This window comes from Kribbella sp. NPDC006257, assembly GCF_040613535.1.
GTDB lineage: Bacteria > Actinomycetota > Actinomycetes > Propionibacteriales > Kribbellaceae > Kribbella.
The window spans coordinates 26,405-38,697 of record NZ_JBEXSJ010000021.1 but is presented as its reverse complement, the minus strand read 5'-3'; the positions used below and the strand labels follow the sequence as shown (position 1 = coordinate 38,697).

Sequence of the window (12,293 nt, the reverse complement as noted above, 5' to 3'; positions counted from 1 at the left end):
CGGCTGGTCCCGTACTACGGTTTGCCGGGGGCTCGGTAGATCCAGCCGGCGGCGCGCCATTTCTGGGCGTCCAGGGAGAGTCGCGCGTCGACGATGACCGGGGTCTCGACCGCGCCGCGGAGGGCGGCCGGGTCGAGTTCGCGGAACTCGGGCCACTCGGTCAGGTGGAGGACCAGGTGGGCGCCCTCGCAGGCCTCGGCGGCCGAGGACGCGTAGCGCAGGGTCGGGCGGACCCGGCGGGCGTTCTCCATCGCTTCGGGGTCGAAGACGGTGACGGTCGCGCCGTGCAGCTGGATCCGGCCGGCCACGTCGAGCGCGGGCGAGTCGCGGACGTCGTCGGTGCCCGCCTTGAACGCCGCACCGAGCACGGTGACGTTGCGGCCGACCCATTCGGCGCCGAGCAGCTCGTGGGTGACGTCGACGATCCGGGCCCGCCGGTGCTGGTTGATGTCGTCGACCTCGCGGAGCAGCGTGATGACCTCCTCGACACCGAGCTCACCGGCCCGGGCCATGAACGCCCGCAGGTCCTTCGGCAGGCAGCCGCCGCCGTACCCGGGTCCGGCGTTCAGCATGCCGCGGCCGATCCGATTGTCGTGCCCGAGGGCGTCCGCCAGCTGGGTGACGTCCGCGCCGGTCGCGTCGCACATCTCCGCGAGGGCGTTGATGAAGGAGATCTTCGTTGCCAGGAAGGCGTTCGCGCCACCCTTGACCAGCTCGGCGGTCGGCAGGTTGCAGACGACGACCGGCGTACCCTCACTGATCGGATTCGCGAAGACCTCACGCAGCTTGGCCTCAGCAGCCGGCGTCTGTACGCCGAATACCAGGCGATCCGGGTGCAGCGTGTCGTCGACCCCGTGTGCCTCGCGCAGGAACTCCGGCTGCCAGGCGATCTCGATGCCGGCGCCGGCCGGAGCCTCGGCGTGGAAGCGCTTCTCGACGTGCTTCGACGTCCCGACCGGAACCGTGGACCGGCCGACCACCAGGCACGGCTGGGTCAGTAACGGTGCCAGCATGCTGACCACCGAGTTCACCTGGGCCAGGTCCGCGGCGTCGCTGCCCTCCTGCTGCGGCGTCCCCACGCAGATGAAGTGCACGTCGGCCCAGTCGGCCACCTGGCGGTAGTCGTTGGTGAACCGCAGCCGGCCGGAGTCCGTGTGCTTCTTCAGCAGCGGATCCAGACCCGGCTCGTAGAGCGGGGCCTTACCGTCGTTCAGCAGCTTCAGCCGGTGCTCGTCGATCTCGACGCCGATCACGTCGAAGCCGAACTCGGCCATCCCCGCGGCGGTGTTCGCGCCGAGGTAGTTGGTACCGATCACCGAGATCCGCAGCGGTCGCTCGCTGGTGGTGGGCGTGCCTTCAGTCATGCGGGCGACTCTACCGACCAGAATTGCCACCTCATGACCGGCTCATGGCCCTAGCGTCCCGTGCCGGAGAATTCGCTGCGCTATCGGCGCCCAGGCACGCACCCCGCGGCAGCGGAGAACCTCAACGATGGAAAGGCATCGACGTCGGCTCTCCGCCACCGCGGGGCACGCACCTGGACACCGATATCGCTACCAAATCCTCCGGCACGGGACGCTAGCGCTTGCATGCTGTGCGCTCTTCGTCACTTTCGCGGTCGGCGACATCGCCGTACGGGATGTTTCGTCGTAGATTGTGACTCGTGAGTAACTCATTCGATCTGTACGCGCTGTCCGAGGAGCACCAGGCGATCCGCGCCGCCGTTCGCGACGTCTGCGACGCCAAGGTGGCCCCGAACGCCGGTGACGTGGACGAACTCGCCGAGTTCCCGAAGGCGTCGTACGACGCGCTCAAGGCGTCGGACTTCCACGCCCCGCACATCCCCGAGCAGTACGGCGGGGCCGGCGCGGACGCACTCGCCACCGTGATCGTGATCGAGGAGGTGGCCCGCGCCTGCGCCTCCACCTCGCTGATCCCCGCGGTGAACAAGCTCGGCTCGCTGCCGCTGCTGCTGTCCGCGTCGGAAGAGGTCAAGGCGCGCTACCTGCCGCCGGTCGCCGCGGGCGACGCGATGTTCTCGTACTGCCTGTCCGAGCCCGAGGCCGGCTCGGACGCGGTCTCGATGAAGACCCGCGCGGTGGCCGACGGCGACGACTTCGTGCTGAACGGCGTGAAGCGCTGGATCACCAACGCCGGCGTGAGTGACTACTACACGGTCTTCGCGGTCACCGACCCCGACGCCCGTTCGAAGGGCATCTCCGCCTTCGTGGTCGAGAAGGCCGATGACGGTGTCTCGTTCGGCGCGCCGGAGAAGAAGCTCGGCATCAAGGGTTCCCCGACCCGCGAGGTCTACTTCGACAACGTCCGGATCCCGGCGTCGCGGATGATCGGCGACCCGGGCACAGGCTTCGGTACGGCGATGGCGACGCTCGACCACACCCGGGTGACGATCGCCGCCCAGGCACTCGGTATCGCCCAGGGCGCCCTCGACTACGCGCTCGGCTACGTCAAGGAGCGCAAGCAGTTCGGCAAGGCACTGGCCGAGTTCCAGGGCCTGCAGTTCATGCTCGCCGACATGGGCATGAAGATCGAAGCGGCCCGCCAGCTCACCTACGCCGCCGCAGCCCGCTCCGAACGCAACGACGCCGACCTCACCTACTTCGGCGCCGCCGCCAAGTGCTTCGCCTCCGACGTCGCGATGGCCGTCACCACCGACGCCGTCCAACTCCTCGGCGGCTACGGCTACACCCACGACTACCCGGTCGAACGCATGATGCGCGACGCCAAGATCACCCAGATCTACGAAGGCACCAACCAGGTCCAGCGCATCGTCATGGCCCGCCAACTCCTCAAAGGCCTCAGCTAAGGGCCTCCAGTACAGGAACAATCCCACTGGGCGTGCCTTTGTGGGCACAGGCTGTAGTCCTTCGCGCAGGGGTTGGTCTGGGCGAGTCACCTGCCGTCCAACCAAGGGCACCCTGCTGTTCGGGAACCGCGTTTTCGCGGCCGGACGACGAGGGGGAGTTCGAAATGGGTGGTCGAAAGTCCGTTCGGTGGCGGCGTGCCGCCACCGCTGTCTGGGTGACGGTGAGTCTGTCTCTCGTCGCTGGGGGCCTACCTCAGATGGCGCAGGCGGTTCCGGCGGCGGAGAACGCCGAACAGACCGGCCTGGCTGATGTTCTGCTTGGCAGCTACATCCTGGTCACCGACAAGCAGTCGGCCGAGCATCTCGTGGTGAGTGCCGACCTGCTCGACTGGCAGGCCAGGAATCCGCAGGCCGATCCCGACGCGATCCGCGAACACGCGGCCGCGACCGAGGAGAAGATCGACGCCAAGGTGGCTGACTACCTGTGGCAGCGCAATGCCGCCGAGGCCGTCGGCGCGGCGATCGAGGCGATCGGACCGCCATCGGCCGCAGCTCCGATCGGACCGAAGGTCCGCGAGCTGATCTTTTCGATCGTCGGCACCAACAACGTGTCGCGGTCCGGCAAGGCACCCGACCGGGTGAGCGGAGCCCAGCAGCAGATCGCCTGGAACTCCGACTTCGCGAAGGCACAGTCGTCGGTCTGGGCTGGAGTGGCCCAGCAGGCCCGGGCAAATGCGTCGTTCCGCAGCGGCTGGAACGCGGCCATCGGCGCAACGCTCAGTGTCGATGCCGCGACCAGTGGAGCGATCCTGGCCGCGACGCCGCAGTTGCAGGGCACCCTGGACTTCGCGGCGATCTTCGCCGCCCAGGGCGGCCCGACCTATCCGATGGTGATCAATGACGAACTGGCCAAGCTGACCGAGAAGCTCCGCGCGCAGCGTGAGAAGGACTTCGCCACCTTCGCCAAGGCGCTCGACGACCAGCCCCCAGGTTCCTCGACCCGCGAGCCGACCCCGAAGCAGCGGGAGGAAGCCAAGGCGGCGAGCGACGAACGTCAGGCCCAGATGAACCAGGCCAAGGCAGGGATGGACGGGTTGGCGTACCTGGCCGGCCTGGTCAGTCCCGAACTGGGCCGGCAGATCAAGCTGTTCGGTGACGGAGCGATGCAGATTGCTCAGGCCGTCGACAAGGTGATCACTGCGGCACAACTGGTGAATACCGCGTTCTCGCTGGCGGCGATCGGCCTGACCGGCAATTTCATTGGCGCGATCAGCACCTTGGTCACATTGTTCGCCGGCGCCGGTTCGGATGTGAACAAGCAGATCCTCGACGCGATCGCCGCCTTGCAGAAGCAGATCATCGAGCTTCGGGCGCACTTGAACCGGCAGTTCGACCGGATCGACCGGAAGCTGGACCAAGGGTTCGGCGCGATGCTGAGCGAGCTCAAGAAGCTTGAAATGACGGTCCAGGAGATCAAGGACCAGGCCGGGACGATCGCGACCAACCTGGCCAACGTGGAGAACCAGTTGCAGGTATTGGGTACCACCTTGATCGACGCGATCCAGTCACTGGCAAAGGGCCCGCTGTGGAGCACCACCGACGCCATGATCGACTACAGCTTCTACCATCGCGACCGTCTCCTCACACAGGAGCAGTACGACCAGGGCGAGACGGCCTTCTTCACCACTGCCCGGACAACGGCGGCTGAAGACGCTTTCGTGGTTCCCGACAACGCCTACAGCGACGTGCCTACGACGGTCGACCAGCTGCTCGGCCAGTACGGCCCGTACGGCTCGATCTCGTTCCTAAGCGCCTATGCGAACAAGGCGCTCGACAGCAGCTATCCACAGCAAGGCAAGGTTGGGAACGCCGCGGTCTGGGAGCTCGCGGCGAATGGCTACAGCCTGCTGTCGAGCCAGAATCCCCCGTTGGCCAAGGAGGTTAGTGAGCTCCGGGCAGGGCAGGTCATCACCGCCGGCCGGGAGATCCGGGACGCCGCTCAGTCGTTCAGCTTGCCCGGGCCTGACGGCAGCACCAACAAGATCTTCAGCTCGCTGACCGGCAAGTACCAACAAGAGTTCGTCAAACTGATGAACACCGTCCAGGGCCGTGAGCAGTTCGTCAAGGACGGCAAGAGCTACCAACTATTCGGTGGCTCTGCTCAGACCGTGCCCTACAACGGGCTTGAGAGCCCCCTGCAGGCACCGCAGTGCGACGGATCCCTGGGGCCGCTGGACACTCCGACCAACGTGTCGGGAAAGCAGCTTCCAGCCGCCGAGATGTTCGCCCGGTACATCGGACTCAACAATCAGAACTGGGCCGGGCCGGCGTACGACGTTTGCTGGCGGGCGACCTGGGAGAACATGCACGACGAGTACCGCTACAGCGGACCGTTCCAGCTCCGAGCGAGTTTCGGCGACCTGGCCGTCGTCTTCGAGGAAGGGCTGACCTGGCCGGGGAAACCCCGGGTAGTTGCCCGCACCACCAGCAAGATCGTGACGAAGGACTACCAATACCAGGGCTGCTCGCGGGCATCGCCGGACGTGCCGTTCTACTGTGGTGAAGATCCGCCCATCACCCCGCCGCAGAAGCTGGCCGCGGACTGGGACGGATCAGCAAAGGCCAATTTCCAGACTGATGCCGCGAGCAATTCTCCGCAGGCAGTGGAGGAGGACGCCTTCGACCGGATGACCGGGTTCCTCAGGGGGAAGCGGATCGAGCACTACCACAAAGTGGCAGAGTTCCTCCGCCAGAATCCGTCGACCACCAGCTACCTCAACCTCTTGGTGAAGCTTCACCGCGCGTACACCCAGCTCGGCTTCCCCCGGGCATTGGAAGGTGACGACAACCTGCGGGCCCTGTTGTTCGGCGACCACGCCATCTACAACAACACTGCCGACGACGACAACCTGGTGGCCGGGTTGATCGATGCCGCCGCAGGCAACCTGGCAGCCAACAAGCCACCAGAGCAACAGGAGCAGATAGAGGGCGCCGACAAGTGTCAGCGTCTGCCCGGCCTGGAAGGGGATGACCCATTCATCGCCTGTTTGGCCTGGAGTTCCGCAGTCCGGCTGGACCGTCTGGCCGGCAGATACGCAGCACACTTCAAGGGCCGGTGGGACGGTGTCGACGAGACCCTGCCGCTGGTCCAGACAGCAATGCGAAACCTGCGCATGGTCACCGACACGGTGAATCCCGGCTCTGCACCGGGTGCACCGGCCGACGATCTGCCGACGTCGGCGCCGGCGTTGGCGAGTTGGTCCTCGGCGACTCCGGCGGTGGCTGCCGCAGGAGTCGGCGACGGCCCAGCAACGACGACGTACAAGGGTTTGCAGTTCGCGCTGTGGCGCGGCGCGGACTCAGGGCTGTACCTGTCGTCCAGTACAGACGGCACCACCTGGAAGCCGGCTGAACACATCCTCGGCAGCAACACCACAAGTACCGGTCCAGCACTCACCGTCCACAACGGCAAGCTGTTCGCGTCTTGGACGGGCGCGGAAGACTCCCAGGTCTACGCGTCGTCGAGCACCGACGGCACTACTTGGTCCACCCCTGCCGGGGTGACGGCGGAGGGCCGGCGGTCGGCTGCGGCCCAAGGCAGCAGCGCGGGTCCCGCCCTCGCATCAGTGGCTGGGAAGCTGCACGCCGTGTGGAAGGGTGCGGGCGCTGACACCGCAATGTACGCAGCGACTAGTGCTGACGGCGTCACCTGGTCGGCTCCGGCAGCGGCGGGCGCCGATGGACGCACCTCGGCCGGTCCGGCGATCACCGCGCTCGGCGACAAGCTCGTCCTGGCCTGGACTGAGACCGATGGCTCGGTGATCCACTCGTCGACGAGTACGGACGGCATCACCTGGACAACGCCAGTCGGGGTTGCTGCCGACAGCAAGTCCACTGCCGGCCCCGCTTTGACCGTGGCGGACGGTGCCGCCATTGCCGCCTGGAAGGGATTCGGTGACGACACAGCGATGTACGTATCGAGTTCCGCCGACGGTTCCGGCTGGGCCGCCCGGGTCCAAGCGGGACGGGATGGCCGGACCTCGACCACTCCGGCGGTCGGTGCGTTCAATGGCAGGCTGTGGATCACCTGGGCTACAGCTGTGGACCACCTTTGGTCCGCGTACACGACCAGGTTGCCGATCGCGAAGCGGCCAACCGCGTTGGCTCTCGGCGCCACTATCCGGATCGCGAACGGCGAACCGGCGCAACTGGCGGCGCAGCTGACCAGTGAGGAGCCGATCGCGGGCCGACCCGTGACGCTCACGCTGGGATCCGGAGCAACCGGGCAGACTTGCTACGGCACCACGGACCTCACCGGTACGGCGCGCTGCACAATTGCCAAGGTCGACCAACCACTGGCCGATGCCGCCAACACCACGCTCGATGCCTCCTACTTCGGAGACCGTGGCTATCGGGGATCGGCCGCGACGGGAACTGCGAGTCTTGAGTTCATGACCGGGCGGGCGTTCGGGTTGTCCGCCGGGATCCGCGTTCCGCTGGTGAGTCTTGACCTGCTCGCCACCCCCGATACCGGGCAGGTCCGCACCACCGGCACCGGCACCAAGGAGCCCCCGTGTACGGCGCGAGTTGACACTCTCGTCATCACGGCGAGTGCCGTCTGTGCCAAGGTCACGACCAGCACCGGCCCGAGCACCTCGAAGGCGGCCACCACCGCGGCGGAGGTGAGGATCGGGATACCCGGGATCGACGTACTGGAGATCTCCGGCCTGGCTGCGACCTCCACCAGCACCTGCACGTCGGCAATCGGTACGGCGACGCTCACTCTGAAGGTGGCGGGCAAACCGGTGGCGATCTCGGGCGAGCCCAACTCCGTGATCGACCTCGGCGCCGGCGCACGCGTGGTCATCAACGAGCAGAAGCCGGTCGCGGGCGCCGAGCGCGGCCTGACTGTCAACGCCGTTCACCTGACCGCGCTGAACGGCACGGTGGATGTCGTGGTGGGCTCCAGCACCAGCAGCCTCCACAACTGCGCGCCCCGCTGACCTTGTGTCCCTGCCCAGCCGGTCTGCGGCCGGGCAGGGACACGAGCACCTTGGTTCCCGGGCGGTTCTGAGCCAACTGCTGCGCGGCCATGCCGCCGAGTGAGAAGCCTTCGTAGACCAGCTCGTTGCCGAGGCTCTCGGCTGCGTCGATAGCGCGCTGCCTGACCACGCCAACCCAGTCTGCCGTGCGCATGATGGAACAACACCCCGCGACGTCGAGGAAGGCTAAACCGTTGGCGGCACGTCTGTAACGCGTGTGAGGATGCGGGGATGACGGAGATCGCTGTTCGGGTGGGGACGGTTGAGGACTACCAGGCGATGTCGGCGGTGTTCGGCGGGGCGATGATGTTCGATCCGTCCGAGGCCGATGAGCTGGACCTGCGGATGTTCGAGCCCGAGCGGGCGCTGGTGGCGACCGCGGACGGCGGGGAGGTCGTCGGGACGACCAGGGCGCTGACGCGGGATCTGTCCGTGCCGGGCGCGGTGGTGCCGGCCGCCCATGTCACCGGCGTCGGGGTGCTGGCGACGCACCGCAGACGGGGCGTGATGTCGGAATTGATCAGCCGGCAGTTGCGCGAGGTTCCGGAGCCGATCGCGATCCTCTGGGCCAGCGAGCCGGGCATCTACGGGCGTTTCGGGTACGGCGCCGCCGCGTGGGGAGTGTCCTGTGAGATCGACCTGCACCGAGTCGGCCCGCCCGTCGTACGGACCCGGCCCGGCGAGCTCAGCGTGCTGACCGCGGACGAGGCCGTCAAGGAGCTGCCGGCCCTTCTGCGTGGTCTGCAGGAGCAACGACCGGGAGTGTCCGGCCGGTCGGAGCTCGAGTGGCAGAAGCGCCTGGAGGACAAGAAGGACGACCGAGGTGGCCGGACCGCGCGCCAGATCCTGGTCCACCGCAACGAATCCGGCGCCATCGACGGGTACGCCCTGTGGCGCGGCAAGATGAACTGGGACGCCACCGGCCCGGCCCACGACGTGCTGGTCGAGGAGCTGGTCGCGCCCGAACCCACGGCGTACAAGGCGTTGTGGAGCTATCTGCTGACCCTGGACCTCGCCGCCACCCTCCGCTACGGCTACGCCGCTCTGGACGAGCCGCTGCTGCAGATCGTCACCACCCCCACCGTGCTGAACCGGCGGCTGAGCGAGTCGCTCTGGCTCCGAGTGACCGACGTGCCCCGCGCCCTCGAACAACGCCGGTACGCCGCTGCGGTGGACCTGGTGATCGAGGTGACCGACGAGCTGATCCCTGCCAACGCCGGCCGCTACCGGCTCACCGCCGACGGTAAGACGGCCCGGTGCACCCGCACGGACGAGCCGGCCGATCTGACCGTCCCGGTCAGGGAACTCGGCTCCGCCTACCTCGGCGGTCGCCAACTCGCCGAGTTCGCCGCCACCGGCCTCGTCGTCGAGCACACGCCAGGCACCCTCACGACCGCATCCACAGCCTTCTCCTGGCCGGTCCGCCCGGTCAGCATCGAGGTTTTCTAGACACACAACCCAAGCGTCAACTCTGACGCGCAGGAAGCTCGGCAGCTTGAACCGGGCGCACGGGACACTTGAGGGATGGCGCGAATCCGGTCGGCCCTTCGCTGGGTCTTCTTCCACGGACCGGCCGAGTTGTACGAACTGGCAGAGGAGGACTCCTTGTTGCCCGGCGTCGGGATCGCGGCCGCCGGCGGTCTCGGCGGCGGAGCAGGTGCACTGGTGGGCCTGACTGTCGGCCACGGAGCGGGCACGGCGGCCCGGGTCGGCGCAGCGATCGGGCTGGGTCTTGCCGTGGCCTACCTGGTGCTGGCCATCGCGTTCGCCTGTGTGCTCTGGGTGTGCCGCATCTACCCCAGCGACGCCGGGAATCTCGGAGCGGAGCCATTGAACGAGCGGGCGCGCAGAGACCGGGACGACGGCTGGGATTGGCCGGTGATGCCGCTAGGACCAGTCTGGCTGGTAGCGCTCCTGATCCTACTGACGCTGGCGGCCTCGTTTCTCACAGAACGAACGTGGCATCAGTCCCCCGACCTCCCTGCGGAGGAGAGGTTTGATCTCGGTTCGGTGATCGCGCTGGACGGGCTGATCGTCCTGATGTGGATCGCGGCGATCGCCGGCGGCCTGCTGGCCGGTCGACGCGTCAGCCACCTGCTCGGCAGATCCTGATTCACCCGCCGCCGAATGTCAGCGGCGGTCGTTGTCCTCTGAGTTGAACAGGGTCTGCGCGTCAGGCTCCTCCGGCGCGGCGGGCTCGCGGCGGCGCTGCTGGTGCTCCGGCGGCGCCTCGTCGTCCAGGATGCCGTCGCCCGGCTTGCCCTCCGGACCGCCGAACAGCAGGTCGGACATCTGCAGGTGCATGTGCTCGACGTGCGGTACGTCGGGCAGGATCACCTGGCCGCGCTCGCCGGCCGACTCGATCTGCAGCGTGCCGCAGCCGAGCATCCGGTCGATCAGGCCGTGCTCGTAGGAGACGTCGTTGATCCGCATCAGCGGGATGTCCCGGCCGGTCCGGGTCAGGATGCCGTGCCGGGTGATCAGCCGCCGGTTGGTCAGCGTGTAGGTCGAGAAGAGCCAGTTCAGGAACGGTTTCGCGGCGAACACGATCAGCACCAGCAGGCCGACCACCCCGATCGCGAGCCGGGCCGGGGTCTGCAGGCTGCCGTCCGGCACGATCGCGGCCAGGAAGCCGCCGCCGGCCGCCACCACCAGGAGCAGGAAGACCGGGAAGATCAGTGCCTTCCAGTGCGTCCGGGTGCTGACGACGATGTACTCGTCCTCACCCAACAACTTCGCCGAGATCGCCATGGGCCCAGTCTCACAGTTCCCGGGGCCGCTGTCGCCGGTCGACACGACCACGGTCGCCCGGAAGGGCAGATCGGTAATTGAAGGCTTCACAAAATGCATACACTTCCGCCAGGATGCGCCTGGGGGCAGGTCGCAAACTGGGGGGCTCGACGAACTAGGAGCCGTGATGGGCATCTTGTCGGTACTCGACCGGGAGCACACCGTCGCGCCACCGGGATACAGCCGCTGGCTGATCCCGCCGGCCGCGCTGGCCGTGCACCTGTGTATCGGACAGGCGTACGCGACCAGCGTCTACAAGACCTCGCTGATCAAGCACTTCGATACCAGCCAGACCCGGATCGGGGTGATCTTCAGCATCGCGATCGTGATGCTCGGCCTGTCCGCCGCCCTCGGCGGCACCTGGGTCGAACGGAACGGACCGCGGAAGGCGATGTTCACCTCGGCCTGCTTCTGGGCCAGCGGCTTCCTGGTAGGTGCCCTCGGCATCGGTACCGGCCAGCTCTGGCTGGTCTACCTGGGCTACGGCGTGATCGGCGGCATCGGCCTGGGAATCGGCTACATCTCGCCCGTCTCCACGCTGATCAAGTGGTTCCCGGACCGCCCGGGCCTCGCCACCGGGATGGCGATCATGGGCTTCGGCGGCGGCGCCCTGGTCGCCAGCCCGCTGTCGCGCCAACTGCTCGGCCTGTACGACGACAAGTACGACCCCGACGTCTCCACCTCGCTCGCCGGCGGTCATGCCCTGGTGCTGCTGTTCCTCACTCTCGGCATCGGCTACTTCCTGGTGATGATGTTCGGCGTGGTCAACATCCGGGTGCCCGCCGAGGGCTGGAAGCCGGCCGGGTTCGATCCGGCGACGGTGCGATCGAAGTCGCTCGTCACCACCGCGAACGTGTCGGCGGCCAACGCGATCAAGACGCCGCAATTCTGGCTGCTCTGGGTGGTGCTGCTCTGCAACGTCACCGCCGGGATCGGCATCCTCGAGCAGGCCAGCCCGATGATCCAGGACTTCTTCCGTGGTGCCAGCGGCAAGTCCACCGTCGCGGTGGCGGCGGCGTCCGGATTCGTCGGCCTGCTGTCGATCTTCAACATGGCCGGCCGGTTCGCCTGGTCGTCGACCTCGGACCTGATCGGCCGCAAACCCATCTACGCCACGTATCTGGGCGTCGGCATGGTGCTTTATGCGCTGCTGGCAACGATCGGCCACAACAACACGGCGATCTTCGTGCTGCTCGCCGCCTTCATCATCTCCTTCTACGGCGGCGGTTTCGCCACCGTCCCGGCGTACCTGCGGGATCTCTTCGGCGGGTACCAGGTCGGCGCGATCCACGGCCGGCTGCTCACCGCGTGGTCGGTGGCCGGCGTCGCCGGACCGCTGATCGTGAACGGGTTCCTGGACCGGGAAGGCAAACCGGGCACGCTGACCGCGTCGGCGTACCGGCCGGCGTTGTTCACGATGGTCGGTGTGCTGGCGGTCGGCTTCATCGCGAACCTGCTGATCCGCCCGGTCGCCGAGCGGTTCCACGAGAAGACCACCGAAGCCGCAGCAGAAGGAGCAGCGAAATGAACCAGACTCCTCGCCTAGTCATCTCCTGGCTGCTGGTCGCCGTCCTGCTCGGCTACGGCGTCATCGAAACGCTGATCACTGCGGTGAAGATCTTCAAGTAGTAGAA

The 12,293-nt window shown here is 67.3% G+C and carries 7 protein-coding genes; 5 read left to right on the top strand and 2 right to left on the bottom strand.

The features are described from left to right. Positions 1-14: 14 nt before the first annotated feature. The gene (locus ABZ004_RS24410; RefSeq protein ID WP_355683059.1) at positions 15-1,364 is read right to left on the bottom strand and encodes a UDP-glucose/GDP-mannose dehydrogenase family protein; all 1,350 of its coding nucleotides are present in this window, start codon (positions 1,362-1,364) and stop codon (positions 15-17) included. 299 nt (positions 1,365-1,663) lie between these two features. Here ABZ004_RS24410 and ABZ004_RS24405 point away from each other — a divergent pair, with 299 nt between their 5' ends. The 4 genes from ABZ004_RS24405 to ABZ004_RS24390 all read left to right on the top strand — a co-directional run bounded on the left by ABZ004_RS24405 (position 1,664) and on the right by ABZ004_RS24390 (position 9,981). After that, the gene (locus tag ABZ004_RS24405; RefSeq protein ID WP_355683057.1) at positions 1,664-2,827 is read left to right on the top strand and encodes an acyl-CoA dehydrogenase family protein; all 1,164 of its coding nucleotides are present in this window, start codon (positions 1,664-1,666) and stop codon (positions 2,825-2,827) included. 164 nt (positions 2,828-2,991) lie between these two features. Beyond that, positions 2,992-7,830: a choice-of-anchor P family protein gene (locus ABZ004_RS24400; RefSeq protein WP_355683055.1), complete on the top strand. Its 4,839-nt coding sequence runs from the start codon at positions 2,992-2,994 to the stop codon at positions 7,828-7,830. 270 nt (positions 7,831-8,100) lie between these two features. After that, positions 8,101-9,318 (top strand): GNAT family N-acetyltransferase, encoded by a 1,218-nt coding sequence (locus ABZ004_RS24395; RefSeq protein WP_355683054.1) that lies wholly within the window; start codon positions 8,101-8,103, stop codon positions 9,316-9,318. 75 nt (positions 9,319-9,393) lie between these two features. Then, complete coding sequence (locus ABZ004_RS24390; protein WP_355683052.1) at positions 9,394-9,981, top strand: hypothetical protein; 588 nt, start codon at positions 9,394-9,396, stop codon at positions 9,979-9,981. Between the two features lie 18 nt (positions 9,982-9,999). Here ABZ004_RS24390 and ABZ004_RS24385 read toward each other — a convergent pair whose 3' ends face one another. Then, positions 10,000-10,620 (bottom strand): PH domain-containing protein, encoded by a 621-nt coding sequence (locus tag ABZ004_RS24385; RefSeq protein WP_355683050.1) that lies wholly within the window; start codon positions 10,618-10,620, stop codon positions 10,000-10,002. Between the two features lie 166 nt (positions 10,621-10,786). Here ABZ004_RS24385 and ABZ004_RS24380 point away from each other — a divergent pair, with 166 nt between their 5' ends. After that, positions 10,787-12,187, top strand: coding sequence for an OFA family MFS transporter (locus ABZ004_RS24380; RefSeq protein ID WP_355683048.1), 1,401 nt, complete (start codon positions 10,787-10,789; stop codon positions 12,185-12,187). Positions 12,188-12,293 lie beyond the last annotated feature (106 nt).

Excerpts from the sequence above, each read along its gene's own strand:
- ABZ004_RS24410 (WP_355683059.1), bottom strand. The coding sequence starts at position 1,364 with ATGACTGAAGGCACGCCCACCACCAGCGAGCGACCGCTGCGGATCTCG.
- ABZ004_RS24400 (WP_355683055.1), top strand. The coding sequence starts at position 2,992 with ATGGGTGGTCGAAAGTCCGTTCGGTGGCGGCGTGCCGCCACCGCTGTC.
- ABZ004_RS24395 (WP_355683054.1), top strand. The coding sequence starts at position 8,101 with ATGACGGAGATCGCTGTTCGGGTGGGGACGGTTGAGGACTACCAGGCG.
- ABZ004_RS24390 (WP_355683052.1), top strand. The coding sequence starts at position 9,394 with ATGGCGCGAATCCGGTCGGCCCTTCGCTGGGTCTTCTTCCACGGACCG.
- ABZ004_RS24385 (WP_355683050.1), bottom strand. The coding sequence starts at position 10,620 with ATGGCGATCTCGGCGAAGTTGTTGGGTGAGGACGAGTACATCGTCGTC.
- ABZ004_RS24380 (WP_355683048.1), top strand. The coding sequence starts at position 10,787 with ATGGGCATCTTGTCGGTACTCGACCGGGAGCACACCGTCGCGCCACCG.